This window comes from Rubneribacter sp., from assembly GCF_965361815.1.
The window spans coordinates 12,511-32,235 of record NZ_CBDTNW010000030.1 but is presented as its reverse complement, the minus strand read 5'-3'; the positions used below and the strand labels follow the sequence as shown (position 1 = coordinate 32,235).

The 19,725-nt window shown below is 63.9% G+C and carries 18 protein-coding genes; 6 read left to right on the top strand and 12 right to left on the bottom strand.

The window, feature by feature from the left end; all coding sequences use genetic code 11:
* A partial coding sequence (locus tag ACWKY3_RS01760; RefSeq protein ID WP_449314710.1) for a type III pantothenate kinase occupies positions 1–143 on the bottom strand: 143 nt, incomplete at its 3' end.
* Between the two features lie 122 nt (positions 144–265).
* On the opposite strand from ACWKY3_RS01760, the gene ACWKY3_RS01755 reads away from it, so the two are divergent.
* From ACWKY3_RS01755 to ACWKY3_RS01740, 4 genes are all read left to right on the top strand, one after another.
* Positions 266–961, top strand: a complete 696-nt coding sequence (locus ACWKY3_RS01755; protein ID WP_449314709.1) for a response regulator transcription factor — start codon at positions 266–268, stop codon at positions 959–961.
* Between the two features lie 59 nt (positions 962–1,020).
* On the top strand, positions 1,021–2,019 hold the full coding sequence (locus ACWKY3_RS01750; protein ID WP_449314708.1) for a sensor histidine kinase: 999 nt from the start codon (positions 1,021–1,023) through the stop codon (positions 2,017–2,019).
* 17 nt (positions 2,020–2,036) lie between these two features.
* Entirely contained in the window at positions 2,037–2,813 is a 777-nt protein-coding gene (locus tag ACWKY3_RS01745; RefSeq protein WP_449314707.1) for a gamma-glutamyl-gamma-aminobutyrate hydrolase family protein, read from the top strand.
* Positions 2,814–2,977: 164 nt separating this feature from the next.
* Positions 2,978–4,087: a 3-oxoacyl-ACP synthase III family protein gene (locus ACWKY3_RS01740; protein WP_449314706.1), complete on the top strand. Its 1,110-nt coding sequence runs from the start codon at positions 2,978–2,980 to the stop codon at positions 4,085–4,087.
* A 112-nt stretch (positions 4,088–4,199) separates the two neighbouring features.
* On the opposite strand, the gene ACWKY3_RS01735 is transcribed toward ACWKY3_RS01740, so the two are convergent.
* The 11 genes from ACWKY3_RS01735 to rlmD form a co-directional block, all read right to left on the bottom strand.
* Positions 4,200–4,796, bottom strand: coding sequence for a biotin transporter BioY (locus tag ACWKY3_RS01735; RefSeq protein ID WP_449314705.1), 597 nt, complete (start codon positions 4,794–4,796; stop codon positions 4,200–4,202).
* Positions 4,797–5,017: 221 nt separating this feature from the next.
* Positions 5,018–6,418, bottom strand: coding sequence for an MATE family efflux transporter (locus ACWKY3_RS01730; protein ID WP_449314704.1), 1,401 nt, complete (start codon positions 6,416–6,418; stop codon positions 5,018–5,020).
* Between the two features lie 231 nt (positions 6,419–6,649).
* Positions 6,650–7,606, bottom strand: a complete 957-nt coding sequence (locus ACWKY3_RS01725; protein WP_449314703.1) for an Rpn family recombination-promoting nuclease/putative transposase — start codon at positions 7,604–7,606, stop codon at positions 6,650–6,652.
* A 198-nt stretch (positions 7,607–7,804) separates the two neighbouring features.
* Positions 7,805–8,599, bottom strand: a complete 795-nt coding sequence (locus ACWKY3_RS01720; protein ID WP_449314702.1) for a biotin--[acetyl-CoA-carboxylase] ligase — start codon at positions 8,597–8,599, stop codon at positions 7,805–7,807.
* Positions 8,596–9,909, bottom strand: a complete 1,314-nt coding sequence (gene folP / locus ACWKY3_RS01715) for a dihydropteroate synthase (protein WP_449314701.1) — start codon at positions 9,907–9,909, stop codon at positions 8,596–8,598. Before folP ends, ACWKY3_RS01720 begins: the two co-directional genes overlap by 4 nt.
* Positions 9,906–12,161, bottom strand: coding sequence for an ATP-dependent zinc metalloprotease FtsH (gene ftsH, locus ACWKY3_RS01710; protein WP_449314700.1), 2,256 nt, complete (start codon positions 12,159–12,161; stop codon positions 9,906–9,908). Before ftsH ends, folP begins: the two co-directional genes overlap by 4 nt.
* A 135-nt stretch (positions 12,162–12,296) precedes the next feature.
* The gene (gene hpt / locus ACWKY3_RS01705) at positions 12,297–12,839 is read right to left on the bottom strand and encodes a hypoxanthine phosphoribosyltransferase (protein ID WP_449314699.1); all 543 of its coding nucleotides are present in this window, start codon (positions 12,837–12,839) and stop codon (positions 12,297–12,299) included.
* A gap of 207 nt (positions 12,840–13,046) precedes the next feature.
* Positions 13,047–13,730 carry a Maf family protein gene (locus ACWKY3_RS01700; protein ID WP_449314698.1) on the bottom strand — a complete coding sequence of 228 codons (684 nt, stop codon included), beginning with the start codon at positions 13,728–13,730 and terminating at the stop codon, positions 13,047–13,049.
* Between the two features lie 1,038 nt (positions 13,731–14,768).
* Complete coding sequence (gene tilS, locus ACWKY3_RS01695; protein WP_449314697.1) at positions 14,769–15,884, bottom strand: tRNA lysidine(34) synthetase TilS; 1,116 nt, start codon at positions 15,882–15,884, stop codon at positions 14,769–14,771.
* A 255-nt stretch (positions 15,885–16,139) separates the two neighbouring features.
* Complete coding sequence (locus ACWKY3_RS01690) at positions 16,140–16,541, bottom strand: (deoxy)nucleoside triphosphate pyrophosphohydrolase (protein WP_449314696.1); 402 nt, start codon at positions 16,539–16,541, stop codon at positions 16,140–16,142.
* A 317-nt stretch (positions 16,542–16,858) separates the two neighbouring features.
* Positions 16,859–18,286, bottom strand: coding sequence for a 23S rRNA (uracil(1939)-C(5))-methyltransferase RlmD (rlmD, locus tag ACWKY3_RS01685; RefSeq protein ID WP_449314695.1), 1,428 nt, complete (start codon positions 18,284–18,286; stop codon positions 16,859–16,861).
* 85 nt (positions 18,287–18,371) lie between these two features.
* Between rlmD and ACWKY3_RS01680 the strand changes: the two genes are divergently transcribed.
* Both ACWKY3_RS01680 and ACWKY3_RS01675 read left to right on the top strand, forming a co-directional pair.
* Positions 18,372–19,148 carry a dimethylarginine dimethylaminohydrolase family protein gene (locus ACWKY3_RS01680; protein ID WP_449314694.1) on the top strand — a complete coding sequence of 259 codons (777 nt, stop codon included), beginning with the start codon at positions 18,372–18,374 and terminating at the stop codon, positions 19,146–19,148.
* A 110-nt stretch (positions 19,149–19,258) separates the two neighbouring features.
* Complete coding sequence (locus ACWKY3_RS01675) at positions 19,259–19,627, top strand: phage holin family protein (RefSeq protein ID WP_449314693.1); 369 nt, start codon at positions 19,259–19,261, stop codon at positions 19,625–19,627.
* Positions 19,628–19,725 lie beyond the last annotated feature (98 nt).

Sequence of the window (19,725 nt, the reverse complement as noted above, 5' to 3'; positions counted from 1 at the left end):
CCCAAAAGCGACGGGAGCTTCATGCGCAGCTCGTCGGGGGTGGGTTTTTTGTTGGGGGCCACGTGCCACCGGTGGCGCAGGAGCCCTTCCCGATACACGCCGAACACCGTCTGGGTGTTCCCTACGTCGATGGCAAGTAACATGTTCTTGACAGTCTCCTACAATCTGGTCCCGACTGCTTATAGTTAATCACGTCATTATAACAACCTGCACACGCCCGCTCATCGGTCAAATCCCAAAAGCGAGTTTGTCAGAAAGGCATCACATGAACGACACACCGCATCGCATCCTCGTCGTCGACGACGAGCCGTCCATCACCGAATTCGTCAGTTACGCGCTCAAAAAGGAGGGCTTCTCCACCGACGTCGTGGACAACGGCGAAGACGCCCTGGCCATGGCCACGAAGAACCCTTACGACCTGTTCGTCCTCGACATCATGCTGCCCGGCATGGACGGTTACGAGCTGTGCCGCCGTCTGCGCTCGAAGACCTCGGTGCCCGTGTTGTTCTTGTCCGCACGCGACACCGAGCTGGACAAGGTGGTGGGCCTTGAGATTGGCGGAGACGACTACCTGGCCAAGCCTTTCGGCGTCCGCGAGCTCATCGCCCGCGTCCGCGCGCTTTTGCGCCGCGGCGCCGGCGGCGATTTCCCGGGCGCGAACCACGCCGTCACCGCCAGCGGCATCACGCTGGACGAGGACGCGCACACCGCGACGGGCGAGCACGGGGAGATCGACCTCACGCCGCGCGAATTCGAGCTTCTGGCCAGCCTCATGAAGAACGCCGGCAAGGTGGTGTCCCGCGAAGACCTGCTGCGCGACGCCTGGGGTTGGGAATACTTGACGGAAACCAAAACCGTGGATACCCACATAAAGCGCCTGCGTGATAAGATTGAAGGAGCCGGTTACGATCCCGGCTTGGTGGAAACGGTACGCGGCTACGGATACAGGTTCAAACAATAAAACGACTCCAAACATACTTCTCGCTGCTGGCAACGCTGCTCTCCCTGTTGGCCAGCGCGATGGTCCTTTTGGTCTGCTTTCTCGCCTTCGACCTCTCGTCGAAGGCGTTTTTGCTGCTAGTTCCCGTGTTTCTGCTCGTATTCCCCCTCAGTTTGACCATCGGGCACTTCATAGCGGAGCCGCTGCGCCTCTTGGCCCGCAAGACCGCGGCCTACCGCTCGGGGATGGACGTGCCCATCAAGCCAGACGGTCGCCTGCTTGAGGCGGACGACCTAGCGCGCGACTTCAGCGCGCTGGCGCAGACGGCGGAAACGCAGCAGCACGACCTTGCGCTGAAGGAGCGTCGGCAGGCGGCTTTCATCAGCGACGTCGCCCACGAGCTTCGCACCCCGCTCACCGCCATCCGCGGCAACGCCGAGATGCTGGAAGATCCCGATCTGCCGCCCGAGCTGCATCGCAAGTTCTGCGGCATCATCATCAACGAAAGCGAGCGCCTCAGCCGCTTGACGCACGATCTGCTCACCCTCCAGCGCATAGAGGCCGACGACCAGCCCTTGGAGCTTTCTCGCGTCAACCTGCGCGAACTGGCGTCGGGCGTCGTGGACGCGCTCGAGCCCATCCTGCGCGACCGCCAGGCGAACGTCCAGATCGTGGGAGAGGCGCCCGATGTGCTGGGCAACCCCGATCGCCTGAAGCAGGCGGTCACGAATCTGGTGGAGAACGCAAGCCGCTTCATCGAACCGAGGGGGCACATCGTCATCGAGCTGTTCGGTTTGCGCGGGAACTCCATCGTGGCCGTCAAAGATGACGGCTGCGGGTTCGGCGACGTCGATCCCAAGCTTCTGTTCGACCGCTTCTACCGCACGGACACGTCGCGCAGCCGCGGCACCGGCGGAACCGGCCTGGGGCTGGCCATTGTGAAATCCGTCGTAGACGCGCACGACGGATCGGTAGAAGCGCTCAACCTGCCCGAAGGCGGCGCCTGCTTCATCATGGCCATCCCTTCGATCCCCACAGACAAGCCGCCCGACGAGCCGTCCCGGCAACCCGGCCGATAGCGTGCAGGACCCTGATCATGATCGTCGGCATCACCACCACGTTCGTGGAAGAGAAGATGGAAGACGAGCCCACTCCCGTGGAGCGCGTCACCACCCCCTACATCCAGCGGGTGGCTGCCGCAGGCGCGACGCCCGTGCTGCTGCCGCCTGTCCCCGGAGGCGTGCAGGCCAACCGAAGAGCAGCCGCAGATCTGGCGGAGCGCATAGACGCGCTGGTGCTGGCCGGAGGGGGAGACGTGTCCCCGTCTTCGTACGGAGACGCCTCGCGCCTGCCCTGGACGGAGAACGTGTCCGAAGACCGCGATGCGCTGGAACTGGAGCTTGTCCGCCTCGCGCACGAGCGCGACCTTCCCACGCTGGGAATCTGCCGAGGCATGCAGGTCATGAACGTGGCGCTGGGCGGGAAGCTGTGCCAGGACCTTGTCGCTTGCGGCGCGACCGCCGTCGGCCATCGGCAGAAACCGCCCTACGACGCAGCCCGGCAACGCATCTCCGTCGCACCCGGAAGCGCGCTTGCACGCATCCTGTTCGGCAGACGGCGTCGTGCTGCGGACACCGCGACGCCGTGTACGCCTGACGAATCCGAGCGGTTCGACACTTTCGCAAATTCCATGCATCACCAGGCGGTGTCGTGCATAGCGCCGCGTTTGACCGCTTCGGCCTTCAGCGACGACGGCGTCATCGAGGGGATAGAGGACGCCACGCGACGCTTTTTCATCGGCGTGCAATGGCATCCGGAGTACCTTGACGAGCATGCGTCCCTGTTCCGCTCTCTTGTCGACGCTGTTCGTTGACGCGCGTCCGTCGTCGGGGTACCCGCTGTCGGGGTGCAAGGATTTCGTGGTGCCCCGCGCAAACGGCAAGGGGGCGCTCTCTCGGTGGTATACTGGTTTGGTTTGATCATCGAAGCATTTGCGCTGTCCGGCGCCTCGCGCGCGGCAGCCGGGAACGGAGCACTATGGGCTGCAGGATCATCGGATGCGGAAAGGCGCTGCCCGCGCTGGACGTGAAAAACGACGAACTGACCAAGCTCGTGGACACGAGCGACGAATGGATAGTCACGCGCACGGGCATCGAAAGCCGCCGCGTGGCCGTTGCGGAGACGGGGACGGATTTGAGCGTGGCCGCCGCCCGTCAGGCGCTGGGCTGGGACGAAGGAGGTTACTCCGAGCGCCGCGTCGATCCGGCAGAGATCGACCTCGTCATATACGCAACCATCACGCCCGACGCCATGGTTCCCTCCTGTGCCGGGCTTTTGCGCAGGAGGCTGGGGCTGGAGCGCGCGGCCGCTTTCGACCTGAACGCCGCGTGCTCCGGGTTCGTCTACGGCCTGTCGGTGGCGGAGTCCCTGATGGCCGCTTGCGCCCCAAACGCCGCAGGTGCAAGCGGACGCAACCCTATCCGACGCGCGCTCATCGTGGGGGCGGAGCGTCTGTCCCGCATCACGAACTGGCCCGACCGCAACACCTGCGTCCTGTTCGGAGACGGCGCGGGAGCGGCCGTGGTGGAATGGGACGAGGAGCGGCCGGGGATCCTCAGCAGCTTCATCGCGAACGAGGACGATCCCACAAACGCCCTCACCTGCCCCGCTGCGTACGACTCCCCCGTGCCCTTTGACAACGAAGGCGTCAGTCTGCGCGCCGAAGAGCACGATGACTCCCTCGATGCCGTGGACGAAGAGCTCGGCATCCGCGCCCATATCGCTGATGGCGAGCCTCGCCAGGTGCTGCGGATGGACGGGCAGAAAGTGTTCAAATTCGCCGTCGGGGCGCTGTCCGCCGCCGTGGACGTGGCGCTTGAACGCGCGGGCCTGACGCTTGACGACGTTTCCCTCATCGTGCCCCATCAGGCCAACGAGCGCATTATCAGGTACGCCGCCAAGAAGATCGGCCGTCCGCTCGACTTCTTCCAGGTGTCCATCGCCCATCGGGGGAACTCGTCTGCCGCATGCATACCCATGACTTTGGCGGACGCCTACGAGAACGGCCGCATCAAACCCGGGGACAAAGTGGTGCTCGTGGCGTTTGGCGGCGGATTCACCTCAGGCGCCGTCGTGTACGAAGCCTAGAAGCGCGAGCGGGTCCGTTCGCTCGGCGCGCAGCATGCGAAGCGCCTGGCGAACGGACCCGCGTATTTGGCGGCGGAGGGCAGCGGCCCTTCCGCCCTCCCCTTCCGTATGGTTATCGACGCGGCACCGCAACGCGAACGGCGCGAGCGCACAGAGCGGCTGCAACCGTTTTCACCACGTCCACAATCACGAAGGGGGCGATGGTGGTGGCAAACGCAGCCTCCGGACCCACCCCGGCAACCGCCATGTACTGGGCCCATCCGCACACATACGACACGGCGACGAACACCAGGGCCGCCACAACGTCCACCGCCAAGCCCTTTGCTCCGCTGCGAGGCTCCTCCGTTCCGAAACGACGGCGCAGGACGATCAGCACCGCCAAGGCAGCGGCGGCACCGAGGAGGTACCCCCACAGAAAGCCTCCCGTCGGGCCGGCCAGCACGCCAATGCCGCCCCGCATGCCCGAAAACACCGGCACGCCGACAGCCCCCAAGATCAAGTAGCCAATCACGGCGGCGAGGCATTCCTTTGGCTGCAGCACCAAAATGGCGAACGCGAACGCGAATATTTGCAAGGTGAACGGCACGGGACCCAAAGGCACCGTCACCCAAGCGGACACCGCCATGATCGCTATCGTCAATCCGGTAAACGCAATGGATCGCGTGCGCGACGCGACCGCCCTCTCCTTTGATTTCACGGCTTCGGCCATTACGAGCATCTCCTTCGCATTCGGTTGTATGGCGAGGGCACATGCTAACGCATGCGCCCTCCATCGTGAACCTTTGAAAAAAACGAAGGGTGACAATTGTCGGGAATCGACACCACGGAATCCAGCGTCCTCGGGCATCCCCGATCACGCGGGTGCGCGCTCTTCCGCAGCCGCCACATTTGAGCGCAAAGCCGGCAGGCATTCGCCGAAACGCGCGCCCTCTAAAACTTGGCCGCTATCTCGCCACGCTCAAGTTTTCCAAGACGACCCATTTCCGCAACAATGAACACCGCCGTGGTGAAGATTGCCAGAAAATCGGCTACAGGCGTGGCGAAATACAGCGCATCCAAACTTGTGAGCTGAGAGAACATGCCGGGAAGCGCCATGGGCAGGCAGATGAGCAATGGGATGAGGAACAGTATCTGACGCGTCAACGACAAGAAGATGGACTTCGCAGGCTGTCCTGTGGCTTGGAAATAATTGGAACCCACAATCTGGAATCCGATGAACGGCAGCATGAACAACTGCACTTTCAAGGCAAACACCGTGAAGTCGCGCAGGCCGTCATCCACGATGCCGAAGAAGCTCACGATCTGCTCTGGGAACAGATGCACCAGCGCCCACAGCACCGCGCCGATGCAGGTTGCTCCGAAAATACCGCACCACAACGTCTTACGCACGCGCGCGTACAGATGCGCGCCGTAATTGAATCCCAAAAGAGGTTGGATGGCTATGGCGACGCCGATGAGCGGCAAAACCGAGAACATGGCCACGCGCTGCACCACGCCGATGGAGGCAAGCGCCCCTTCAGCGCCAATCGCACTCATAGATCCGTACATGTTCAGCAGATTGTTCAACACGAAGTTCACCACGGCCATACCCGCCTGCACGGCAAAGCTCGCCAACCCCAACGACACGATGAGGCCGATCGTCCGCATGTGCAGCGACATGCTGCGCACGCGCAGCTTCATAGGAGCGCTCTTCGTCATGATGAAGTACCACAGCACGCATGCGCACGAAATAGCCTGGCCGCAAATGGTGGCAAGCGCGCTGCCCTGCACGCCCCACCCCAACACCATGACGAACAGAAAGTTGAACAACGTGCATGAGACGGCGCCGACGATCATCGTGGATAGGGCGCGGTTCGGAGCGCCTGCGGTGCGGATGAAGTTGTTCACGCCCATACCGATGCACTGGAATATGAAGCCGAGCGAGATAATCTGAATGAACGAACGAGCGTACTCCCAATCCTCGGCCGTTGCGCCGGACACTGCGAGCAGGCCGTCTATGCACGCGGGAATGTGAGCCACCACGGCCACCACGACCGCCAAGCCAATGGACAGCGACACCGTGTTGCCCAAACTGCGTTCGGCTTCGTCTCGCCTACCCTCGCCCATGCGCAGGGCAGCCAGCGCATTGCCACCGTTGCCCACCAGCATGGAAATGGCCATGAACACCGTCATGATCGGCATGGCCACTGTGGCTGTGGCAAGGCCGATCTCCCCCATAGCCTGACCCAAGAAAATGGAGTCGATCAAGTTATACGCGCCGTTGACCAACATGCCCAAAATAGAGGGGATGGCGAATTCCACGATAAGCCGAGGAATGGACGCCGTACCCATGCGGGCCACTTTGTCTTCTTTCGTTTTTTGAGGCGATTCCGGCATCTGCGACGATTGTCCCGGAGCGTGCTCGTTCATATCCGACATGCTGTCAAATGCCGCCTTTCAGAATACTCTTCTTATGAAACGCTGATTTTACCCGTTTTATCGAATCCTGCAATGCGCAGAGCGTGCCCAAACGGGACAGCCCACCTGGGCACGCGAAACGCATCACCTTCGCCGAAACGGGCTTTAAGGCCTCTCGACCCCATACCTCTCGCACAAAAGCCCAAAATCCTCCGAAGTTAGCAAACGGACGATTTCCTCAGGCCCGCAGCCGCTCTCCTCCATGGCTTCGAGAAGCCTCTTCTGGGTCTTCATCGTCGCGGAAACGCCTTCCGCACGTCCCTCGGCACGACCTTCCGCGCGACCCTCGGCACGTCCCTCGGCACGACCCTCGGCACGTCCCTCCGCGCGGCCCTCAGCGCGGCCCTTGGCGCGACCTTCCTCGCGACCCTCCACAAGAGCTTCGGCACGAGCTTTGGCGCGAGCCTCAGCCGCGGCGGCGCGCTTGGCGTCCTCAATATCCCATTCGATCCAGCTCATATTGCCAATCCATTCTTCGTCCTTGTGAGCACGCTTGACTGCTTCAGCAAGCTGCATCGTAAGCGAATCGGCGCTTTCAGCCACGTTCGTTTCCACGAATTGTAGCAGGCTTGCCACCTCAGGACGAGCGCGGCCCATATCCCCTCGAGCGTTCAGCACAACATCCACCGCGCCATTGTCGAAAGGGACAGCCCCGTCCTCCTCGCATCGGCTTTTGAACGTGTACACGGGCAAGCCGAACCCGAATGGATCGTGCCTGCAGATGAATATCACGTACACCGGCCGAAGCTTCTCGTAACCGTCGCCTTTGTCGAGCAGGCGTCGGTCAAGCTGCGCACGATAGAACCTCATGCGCTTGGGCAACTCCGTCTGCTCGTAGCTCTGCATTTCCACCTCGAACGCGGCGTCCCCGCTTCGTGCGAACACGTCGAACCTGACGCCGCGTCGAACAATGGTGGAGTTCTCCGACTCCACCTCGATCGCCTCCAGCGAATCGATGCGAATGTCGAGCACCCGCTCGATGACTTCTTTGCAAAGGTCGGGATTGTCCTGCATCACCTTTGCGAACACATACCGGTTGGAAAACGGCAGCTGCCTGTCCATGCCACACCTGCTTTCTGCACCCCTGAATTGAAGAAGATCTTCGAGGATCTTGCAGGCGTGGTACAGACGAAAGGGAGTAGACTTCCGCCATCTATGGACACGCCAAAAACTCTGCGAGAGAGGCGCGCACCTGCACTGGCTCTTTTTCGTTGAAGCAAGTATAGCATAAACAGGAACGTTTGTTCCATAAAATGTTTGTCAGATTTCTATTTGCGCGATATGCGCTTCCCCCGACGCAACGGCAACCTCGGACCCTTCGGAATCGCGCAACACCAAAAACCCTGATCGATCGACTCGCATGACCTCGCCCGACGCAAGCAGATTGCCTTGCACGTCCATCATGCGCACCGCCCTCCCCGTCAAGGCGGCATGCGAGTCGAACTCCTCGACGAACGGGAAAAAGCCTCCGCTCAGCCACTTGCCGTACATCAATCCAAACGCTTCAAGAAAGGTGCTGAACACAAGATCGACGGAAACGAAACGCCCGGCGAGGTCGGCCACGTAGACCGGTTGGTTCTTACCCCCGACATCCACGCTCCCAGCAAGCGGCAGCACGTTCACGCCCACACCGACGCATACGCCGCCACCGTGCGCCTCGCACGAGATGCCGCACAGCTTCGCAAGGGAAACGGCACCCGTCTCGTCGTAGGGGGCACCGCGCGCAACCACCACGTCGTTGGGCCATTTGACAAGAACGCTCTCGGCAGCATGCAATCCCACCACCTTGACGACGGCGCGCCGCACGGCAAGCCCAACCACCAAGCCCAACGTGGGCAAAATAGCCGGATCAACCCCGGGACGCAGCAAAAGCGAGCAGTACAACCCGCCTTCCGGACTCGCCCACGCACGGCCCTGGCGACCGTAGCCGCCGGTTTGCCGGCGCGCGCGCACGACCAATCCTTCGGGTTCGCCCGCCTCGATCGCGCGCTTCACCTCGATATTGGTGGACGCCACCGCATCAAGCATCCTCACGCGAAACGCCGAAGCGCTCACAGCCGCACGGCCCTCCCCACGCTCACGGCCGCATCGGTCACCGTCACCCCGTTGGCCAGCACATGACCGGGACGCAACTCCAAAAGCGGCTTCACCGTAAAATCGCGCTCCAGCAGACGCGGATGCGGCAGCGTAAGCTCGTCGGAGTCCGCAACGTAGAGCTGGTAGTCGAGGATATCCAGATCGCACGTGCGCGGGCCGTTCTCCACCGTGCGCACGCGGCCGAGGCTGTTCTCGATGGCGTGCAAGTAGCCCAAAAGCTCCTTTGGCGCGATGCCCGTGCGCAGCAGCACCACGGCGTTCACGAAAGCATCCTGATCAAGGTAATAGGCAGGCTCGCTTTCGTAGAAGCTCGAGATGTCGACGATCTGCGAGTCGGGCAGCGAGCACAGCTCGGTGATGGCTTGGTTGAGCATGGCGATCTTGCCCTCGCGCTCCTCGCCCGGCTCGGCCACGAGCGGCACGTTGCAGCCCAAGCCCAAAAACGCGTAGGGCCGCAAGTCGGAAAGCGCCTTTGTCGTCTCGGCCACGTTGTGCACGCGCACCACGCCCGCGCCCAGCTCGCATGCCATGAGCGCCTCGGCAGCCGACACGCGATCACGATCAACCGAGCGCTCGATGCCGTAGGCGAATCCCAGATAACTTTTACGCGAGAGCGCCGCCATCACGGGATAGCCCAACCGCGCGAACTCCTGGAAGTTGCGCACCACCTCGAGCGTTTGCCGAGGCGTCTTGCCGAAACCAGGCCCGGGATCAAGGCAGATGCGATCATGCGCGATACCCGCCGCCTCAAGCGAGGCCGCCTGCGCAGCAAGCCAGTCGCGCACCTCGGCCACCACGTCAACGTAGGAGGGCGCATCCTGCATCGTGGCCGGCTCGCCCTGCATGTGCATGACCACAAGACCGCAATCGCCGCCCGCTTCGCGCACCGCCGCCACCATGGCGGGGTCGCGAAAGCCCGACACGTCGTTCACGATGGCCGCACCCGCCTCAAGGCACGCGCGCGCCACCTCGGCATGCCGCGTGTCAACGCTCACGCATACGCCGCGTGTCGCCAGTTCACGCACCACGGGCAGCACGCGGGCCAGCTCCTCCTCCACGCTCACCGGCGCCGCGCCGGGACGCGTGGACTCGCCGCCCACATCGATGATGCGCGCCCCCTCCTCCAGCAAGCGCTCGGCGTGCGCAAGCGCGGCCTCGGGCGCATCATGCTCGCCGCCGTCGGAGAAGGAGTCGGGCGTGACGTTGAGGATGCCCATCACAATGGGCATCCTCGTATCGAACTCATAGCTTGCGCAGCGCCAGATCATCGCGCGGCACCGCCATTTTCCCCATCGCGGCCCTCTTCGCCGGGCGAAGGCTTCCCGGCGGGCACCACCGGCTCGCCCGTCGGCGGAGGCGGAACCTGCGCGACCGCGCCTTCCGCAGCCTTCCGATACGGGCCGTTCGGATCTTGGTCGCCCGGCTCCACCGGCTCCTCTTTCCAGTTGGGATCAGCCAATTGCTCGTCGCGAGCGCGAGCGGCAGCCTCCTCGGCCTCCTTGCGGGCCATAATCTCGTCCTCGTGCTTGAGGTACTCGTCCCACTCGTTGTCGAGCAGCGCCTGGCACGCCTCGCCCTCCACCGTCTCGCGCTCCAACAGCACGCTGGCCATAAGATCCATCTGCTCGCGATGCGTGCTCAGTATCTCGTAGGCGCGGTCGTGCGCCTCCTTCATGATGCGCGCCACCTCGTCGTCGATGCGCTTGGCCGTCTCCTCGGAATAATCCTGCGTGTTGCCGTAGTCGCGGCCCAGGAACACCTCGTGGTTCGGCTGGCCGAACACCTGCGTGCCCAGCTCGGCGCTCATGCCGTACTGCGTGACGATGGCGCGGGCCATCTTGGTGGCGCGCTCAAGGTCGTTGCTGGCGCCCGTGGTGATGTCGTCGCAGAAAATCTCCTCGGCAACGCGACCGCCCATGAACACGGCCAGTTCGTCGCGCATCTCGCCAAGCGAGTTCAAGACTTTGTCCTCCTTAGGGATGGACAGCGTGTAGCCAAGCGCCCGTCCGCGCGAGATGATGCTGATCTTGTGCACGGGGTCGGCATGCGGCAGCAGGTGGCCGACGAGGGCATGGCCGCTCTCGTGATAGGCGATGGTGTGCTTGGTCTGCTCGTCCATCACGCGGCCCTTGCGCTCCGGGCCGGCGATGACCCGCTCCATCGACTCGCTCACTTCCTGCTGCGTGATGATCTTCTTGCCGCGGCGAGCCGTCAGAAGCGCGCTCTCGTTCATGAGGTTGGCCAGATCGGCGCCCGTGAAGCCCGGCGTGAGCTTGGCCACCTTCGCCAGATCGACATCGCTGCCAAGCGGCTTGTCCTTGGAGTGAACCTTGAGGATCTTCTCGCGGCCCTTCACATCCGGCGCATCCACCACAATCTGGCGGTCGAAGCGGCCGGGACGCAGAAGCGCCGGGTCAAGAACGTCGGCGCGGTTCGTGGCGGCGATAAGCACCACCGAATCGCTCGCCTCGAAACCGTCCATCTCCACAAGCAGCTGGTTGAGCGTCTGCTCGCGCTCGTCGTGGCCGCCGCCAAGGCCCGTGCCGCGCTGGCGGCCAACCGCATCGATCTCGTCGATGAAGATGATGGAGGGCGACGCCTCCTTCGCGTCCTTGAACAGGTCGCGCACGCGGCTCGCGCCCACGCCCACGAACATCTCCACGAAGTCGGAGCCCGAGATGCTGAAGAACGGCACGCCCGCCTCGCCGGCCACGGCCTTCGCCAAAAGCGTCTTGCCGGTGCCCGGGGGGCCCACCAAAAGGCAGCCGCGCGGAATCTTCGCACCCATGGACTGGTACTTTGCGGGATTGGCCAGAAAATCCTTGATCTCTTGCATTTCCTCTACGGCCTCGTCCACGCCCGCCACGTCGTCGAACTTCACATCCGGACGCTCCTCGACGCTTTTCTTCGCCTTGTTCTTGCCGAAGTTCATCTGCGAGTTGTTGGCCTTCTGCATCTGCGAGAAAAAGAAGAAGAACAGCACGCCGACCAAAGCGACGGGGAGCAGCGCCACCAGGATGTCGCCCCAAGCGCTGGGAAGCTGCACCTCGTAGGAGATGCTGGGGTGCTCCGCCATGAGGTTGTCGAGGGAGCCGCCCGCGTACGTGGAAGTGAAGTTGCGCTCGGAGCCCAACGTGGCGGCGCCGAGATCGACAGTGCCCACGCCGCCAAGCGCTTTGCCCGTATCGGGGTTTTTGACCGTGGCCATTTTCGCGTTCAGGGCCTGGAACGCCTCGTTGAACGCATCGGCTGCCGTCGAGCCTGCCGTGATGGCGGGATAGTACGTGCCCGACACCGTGTAGTCGCCAGCGTTGAACACCACCTTCGTCGCCCGATCCTGCTCGACAGCCTGCACGAACTCCGACGTGATGAGCTTGTCGGTGGGCGTGGTGTTGGATGAGGACATGGAAACGAACTGCTGGCCCACGAAAAACGCGATGATCATGAACAGGACGACCGAGACGATGGTCGTCCTGGGATTGGGCTGCTGGAATTGCGACTGTTTGTTTTGCTGTGCCATAAAGCCTTGCTTTCCTTATCCCAACGGACGCGCGGACATGCGGACGGGCGTCGAGCGAAACGCGTCTGCCGCGCAACCTTGCCTGACAGACGCCCTTCCGGCGCCAAGCCGCCGCATGAGCCCCGCAGCGCCTTGCTAGTAAACCTCCGACTTCAGAACGCCGATGTAAGGCAAGTTGCGGTAACGCTCCGCAAAATCCAGCCCATAACCCACGATGAACTGGTCGGGGCATTCGAAGCCGACGTACGCGCAATCGATGTCCGCTTGCGCCAACGTTCGCTTGCGCAGCAACGTAGCCACCGTCAGAGAAGCCGGTCCTCGCGACGACAGGTTCTTCAGCAGGTACTTCAGGGTAAGACCGGAATCGAGGATGTCCTCGGCCACAATGACGTGCCGCCCCGCTATCTCGGACGAAAGGTCCTTGAGGATGCGCACGACGCCGGAGCTTTTCGCCCCGTTGCCATACGACGAGATGGCCATGTAGTCCATCTCGACGGGCAGATCGATCGCCCGCGCCAAGTCCGCCATGAAGATAGCGGCGCCGCGAAGGACCGAAACCAAAACGACGCCCTCCTCGGCCACGTCCGCGTAATCCCTCGTGATCGCCGATCCGATCTCGCCCACACGCCGAGCGATCTCCTCCTCGGTGAACAGAATCTCCGCGATGTCCTTGTGCACGGTCTTGACCTCTTCGTCGCTTTCCGCATCGATCCTTGGCCGTGCAGCCGCACAACCTTGGGCGAAAACGCCCCGATGCCTACCTTGAACTTGGTAAGTGTACCATTGCGCCTTTGCGAAAAGGCGACGAGACGGTAACGCCGCCCCACATGCCATGATAATTACATTTGGCGCAGGAACTGGGGATTTGATAGACGGGAAGCGCGCCTAGCACGACGTTTTCAAGTCGGGGAACTCGCGGAGAAGCCGGTTGACCGGCAATCCGATGACGGTGTCGAGATCGCCTTCGACCCGCGCGACAAGATCGGCCCCGGCGCCTTGGACGGCATACGCGCCCGCCTTGTCGAACGACTCGCCTTTGCGCAGGTAGTCGGCGATCTCCTCGTCTGAAAGATCGCGAAACGTCACCCGTGCGGCATCGACGAACGTGCGGAAGCCAAGCGACACCTGCTCCGGGTCAGGCGCCGCCACCATCCACACGGACACAGCGGTGAGCACCTCATGGGTGCGGCCCGACAAGCGACGCAGCATGTGCTTGGCATGCGAGAGGCTGGCAGGCTTGCCGAAGATCTCGCCGTCAAGCACCACCATGGTGTCGGCGCCGAGGATGGCGGCCATGCCGGTGTAGCCCTCGGCCAGCACCTCCTGCACGACGGCGCCCGCCTTGCGCTCGGCCAGCTTCTTGACGGCCTCATGCGGGTCGGCCAACTGGTCGGCGTCGAGCGCCTCGTCCACCTCGGACACGCGCACGGCGAACTTGACGCCGGCATCCGCGAGCAACTGCTTGCGACGAGGGGATCCGCTCGCCAAAACGACGTCGAGAGCAGGGGCAACGGGCGCGGCATTTTCGGAAGTCGCCCCGATGGGCTGGATGTGCTGTTCGTTTTCCATGCGCGCTATTGTAGCGCATTCCGCATGCCCTCACGCGCACGCTGCGCAACTGCGGACGGCTTGCTGCGCAACTGCGCTCCACGCACACTCGTCGCGTCTCGCTTTCGCCCCCCTCGTGCGCCCGCGCCCGCCGGCTCCCGCTCGTCCGTTCGCCCGGCCCCCGACCTTGGCTCCGACCCTCCGGCCCCTGGCCGTCCGGCCTCCGGCCGCCCGGCTCCCGCTCACCCAGCTTCCGACCGCCCAGTCCCCAACCGCCCGGCTCCCGCTCACCCAACCCCCAGCCGTCCGGCTCCCGACCGCCCGGCTCTCGTCCATCCGATTGCCGGCCGTCCGACTAACGCCCGGCTTCCGGCCGTCCGATCCCCGGCCGTCCGGCTCCCGCCCGTCCAATTGCTGGCCGCTTTTTTGTTTCGAAAAGCGGGAGATTTTCCTGAGTTGGTCAAAATCGGGGCAAGTCGGGGAAATGGCGCGTCGTTTTTCCCACATGAAAAAACGTGACCTGGGATTTTACTGACGGAAGATGGGTCAAGTCCCCAAAATTCCCCCGACTTGCCCCGATTTTGACCAGATGAGCGTCGAAAACGTGTATTTCGCTTCTCTCCGCGCCTTTCCTTCGCATCCTTATGCTCGTAACGGTAAAACATCGATGAAAATCTTCGGGTCCCTTACCGTTGGGCGGGGCAGTCCGCCGTCGCGACGGGGTGCGGCACCCGTGACGCCCGCAAGTTGCCGTGGCGCACAGCACCTGCGGTGCCCGCAGGCCACCGTCGCGACGGCGCACCGTGCCCGTTGCGCCTGCTACACCCGCAAGCCACCGCCGCAGCAACGCGTTGCGCCTGCTACATCCGCGAGCCACCGTCGCGGCAACGCGTTGCGCCTGCTACATCCGCGAGCCACCGTCGCGGCAACGCGTCGCGCCCGTTGCGCCTGCCACACCCGCAGGTCGTCGTCGCTGCTGCGCGACACTTCGAAAGAGGCGCGTGACGAAGGTTGGGGCGCAGACGCCAGGCGCCGTCCGCCCGTCGCAGGCGCACTCGCCTACCGGTTGCGTTTTCGGCGGGCGCGATAGGCGGCCATGGGTTCTATGCGCACGCCTCGCTTGTTGGCGCTCACAGCCAGATCACCTTGAATGTTGGCCACATAGCCGCCGATGGGACGGCCTTCGGCGGCTCGGTCATAAGCGGCCAGCACCGCATCGACCGACGCCGTTTCCACGCGCGCGTCGGGACCGAGCATTCGCTGCAGCACGCGCACCACCGTGCGCCGCGCAAGGGGCAGCGGCTCGGTTCCCAGACCGGAAGCGCACACACAACCTGCCGAGGGATCATCCGGTTCGATAGCTTCCGCATAGCGACGTTCCCTTTCGGCGGCCATGTCATCAAACAAGTCGTCCTCGTCGGCAATGAGGTTCATGGTGCGCACGAGCACGTCGAGCAGCTGAGGGTTGCGTTCTTTGGCACGCGGCACTATTTCGTGGCGCACGTAGGCGCGGAAGCGGTCGGTGTGGGCGTTGGTGGCATCCTCGCGCCAGAGCGCGCCCGTCTCGTCGCACGTCGTCGGCAGCCCCGCGCGTTCGCGCTGCGACAGGTAAGCGCGCAAATCATCGCGGCTCACATCCAGAAGCGGCCGCACGACCGGCCCGTTGCGGTAGCGCATGGCGCGAAAACCCCCCGGTCCCGTGCCCACGATGGAGCGCATGTAGAAACTTTCCACGCGGTCGTCGGCCGTGTGCGCCGTGAGGATGCGCCCGTCCGCAAGCGGCGCGGCAGCATGCAGGCACAAGCTTTCAAGCGCCTCGTTGGCCACAAGATAGCGCTCGTGGCGCGCGACAGCCTCCACGTTCTCGCCAGTGCGCGCGGCCTCGGCGGCGATGTCGATCTCGCACGAGAACAAAGGCACATCCAGAAGCTCGGCCAGCTGCGCCACGAAGCGTGCGTCGGCGTCGGCGTCCTCGCCGCGCAGCCGGTGGTTCACATGCAGCATGGCCAGCTGACCGAGCGCACCACGTTCGCGCAGCTCGCACGCCACGTACGCAAGCGCCGTGGAGTCCGAGCCACCCGACACCATGAGCAGCGCCGGTGTCTCGGCGCTTGCCAAGTTGCGCTCGGCAAGCGTCGCCGCCGCGCGATCCACAAGCGGAACGGTTTCGGACATGGAAGCCCTCCTATCGTCGGAGCGGATGCGGCAGAGGTGCGGCAGACATCGTCGCAGTTCCCGTTGCGAAAACTGCGAAGAACGCAACCGTCGCCCAAGCGCCTGCCGGCGTCACCTCTCATCAGAGGTCAAAAGACGCCGTCCGGCATGGCCGAAGCGCCGCGCAACCATGATACTCCAACCAAGGAACGCGCGGGAGGCGCACAAAGCGCGAAATTCGGACGCCTTGTGCTTGAGGCCATCGGCTCGCCTCGGTCAACCCATCTGCTTCTCAATCTCCTCGATAAGGGCTATATCCGCCGGAAGCCACCGAACGCTATGCAGCGCATCCTTCGACAACCATTTGGCATCCTCGGCTTCCAGAAGCTTCAATTCCCCATCGACCACATCGCACCAGAAGCAATCCATCGAAAGGTGAAACGTCGGGTAGTCATACTCAACGGTCCCTATCAGATCGCCAACAGCGATCTCCGCGTCCAGCTCTTCCCGTATTTCCCTTACAAGCGCCTGCTCTGGCGTTTCGCCTTCTTCGATCTTTCCGCCGGGGAACTCCCATAGGCCCTTGAACTCGCCGTAGCCCCTGGCCGTGGCGAATATCGATTTCTTATCTTGCGGCGAATCGCAAATCACCGCTGCAACCACCTTGACCGTTTCCATCCAATTCCTCCTCAATCGGCAAGCATCCGACGCTTGCGCTTGTCTTCGGTGCGCGCGAAACGCACGGCGCGGCGGACCCTCTTTTGCCTCTTCGCGCTGGCCCCTGCCCCCAACATGGCCCGGGCGCTTTCAAACTGTCGCGGCTCTTCTTGCTTGCCGCGCCAATCGGCCTTCCCGCGCTCACCCCTCCGCCCGCCCTGCGGCGCGCTTCCATGGGACAAACGGACGCGAAATGCGGGGTTGGGGCCAGGGCTGTCTCCAAACGGCCCCAACCCCCCCCAAAAAAAAGCGCCTTACTGCCTGCGCTTTTCGGCTCCTCATTCATTGGCCCGCGACACCAATGCCACGCACTCGACGTGATCGGTGTGAGGGAACATGTCAACAGGCTGCACAACGCGGGCAACATAGCCACGGTCGCGCAAAAACCGCAGGTCGCGCACTTGAGTTTGGGGGTTGCAGGAGATGTAGACGATGCGCGCGGGCGCAAGCGCGGCCGCCGCCTCCAAAAACGTCTCGCTCGCCCCGGCGCGCGGCGGATCCATGAGCAGCACCTCGACGGACTCGCCCGCACGGGCCAGCTCGCGCATGAAGTCGCCCGCATCCCCCACCACGAAGCGCGCGTTCTCCACCCCGTTGTGCCGCGCGTTCTCACGCGCGTCGCGAATGGCCGACGCCACCGTGTCCACGCCCGTCACCTGCGCCGCGCCGCGCTTGGCGGCGACCAGGCCGATGGTGCCCGTGCCGCAGTAAGCGTCGATGGCGCGCTCTGCGCCCGTGAACCCCGCAAGGTCAACGGCCGTTTCGTACAGCACCTCGGTCTGCGCAGCGTTCACCTGGTAGAACGACTGCGACGAGATGCGGAAGCTCAAGCCGCACAGCGTGTCCAGGATGAAGCCGGGGCCGTAGAGCCGCTGCTCGCGTTGCCCGAGGATGACGTTGGTCTGGCGTTCGTTCACGTTCTGCACGATGGTGGTGACAGCAGGGCAGCGGCGAACAAGCTCGCGGCAGAACGCGCGCGAGGCGGGAAAGGCCGAACCATTCGTCACAAGCGTGACCAGCACCTCCCCGCTTTCGTGGCCCACGCGCACCACGGCGTGCCGCAGAAAGCCCGCATGCGCGTCCTCGTCATAGGGCGCAAGGCCGAAACGGCCCATGAGGTCGCGGATGGCGAGGATGATGCGCTTGGCCTCCTTGTTCTCGATGAGGCAGCCGTCGGTGGGCACGATGCGGTGCGACCCGGCGGCGTACATGCCGCAGAGGATCTCGCGGCGCGGCGCCCCGTCGCGGCTCCGGCCCCGGGCACGGTCACCGCCCGCCGCACGCGCGCGTCCTCGACCGCAATCCCCCTTCCCGCCGCCGGCCAACCGGCGGCCCGGCGCGTAGGGCGACACCACCTTGTTGCGGTAGTGATAAGGATCCTCCATCCCCAGAATCGGCCGCAACGCCTCTGAAGGCGCCACGTCGGCGAACAGTTGCGCCACATGCGCGTCCTTGGCCGCCAGCTGCTCGGCGTAAGGTTGGCCCACGTGCTGGCACGCCCCGCACGCCCGCTCGACGGGGCACGAAAGCCCGCCCCCGCCCGCGTTCGGCTGCGCATTCCGGCCCTCCGAGCGCGCCCGATCCGCATGCCCTCCGTCCGACGCGCGCAACCTCTTCGCGCGCGGCAGCCCCGCGCCCGACGCATTCGCACGCCCCGCGCTCGCCAAAGGGCGTCCCTTCTTGTCCCGCCGTTTTCGATTCGCCATGAAACCTCATCCGTTGCTTCGACCAAAACTGCACTATAGTATACGCACCACGTACGCACCTCATCGACGAAAGAAGGATTCCCTCATGACCAAGTTCACAAACGTCATCGTCCGGCGCCCCGCTCGCTCCCTCACGGAAGGCATCACATCGGCCCCCGAGCTGGGCGCACCCGACTACGAGCTGGCCTGCAAGCAGCACGACGACTACATCGCCGCGCTCAAGCAGTGCGGCGTGGAGGTGACGGTGCTGCCGGCGCTCGAAGAGTTCCCCGACTCCTGCTTCGTGGAGGACCCGGCCGTCATCACGCGCAAGGGCGCCATCATCACCAACCCGGGCGCGGCCAGCCGCAACGGCGAGAAGGACGAGATCGAGCCCGCCGTGCGCCAGTTCTTCGACGATGCGCACGTGAAACGCATCGTAGCACCGGGCACGCTGGACGGCGGCGACGTCATGATGGTGGGCGACCACTTCTACGTGGGCCGCTCCGCCCGCACCAACGAGGAGGGCATCCGCCAGTTCTTCGAGATTTTGGAAGGTTGGGGCCTTGAAGGCTCCGAAGTGCCGCTTGAGCACGTGCTGCACCTCAAGACCGGGGTGAACTACCTGGAGGACGGCAACATGCTGGTGTCCGGCGAGTTCGTGGACAAGCCCGATTTCCAGCAGTACCACCGCATCGAGATCCCCGAGGACGAGGCGTACGCCGCGAACTGCATCTGGGTGAACGGCACCGTCATCGTGCCCGAGGGCTACCCCGCCGTCTTGGCGGCCGTGCAGGACGCCGGTTACAAGACGCTCACGGTGGACACGTCCGAGTACCGCAAGCTCGACGGCGGCCTCTCCTGCTTGAGCTTGCGATTCTAGCCCGAAAGCGCGTTCGCGTTCCGTGCCGAGCGGTAACGGTTGGTTGACCGTTCCGTTCGGCACGCGTGTTTGCGGGCTATAGTCGGGGCATCCGCGCGAAAGGACGCCCTATGAGATTCATCATTCGCTGGTTGGTCACCGCCGTCGCCGTGGGCGTGGCCGTGTGGCTGGTGCCCGGCATCGAGGTTGTGGGAGGCACGGAGGCGTGGACGGCCATCGCGCTGTTCGGCCTGGTGCTGTCGCTCATCAACATCAGCGTGAAGCCGGTCATGCAGGTGCTCAGCCTGCCTATCACCGTCATTACGCTGGGCATTTTCTATCTGGTGGTGAACACGCTCATGCTCTACGTGGCCGCGTGGCTGGCAAATGGCATCTTCCAGGTGGGCATCGCCATCGCCACGTTCGGCAGCGCCTTTGTGGCGTCCATCGTCATCAGCATCGTATCCGGCATCATGAACGCCCTTGTAGGCGGCGAGTGACGACGGGATACAGCCGCGCGCCACGCGCGAGCGCGCATCTGCGACAGGCGCCCGCACCCATCTGCGCGCACCCGCACGCCACACCCGGAGCGTGACGG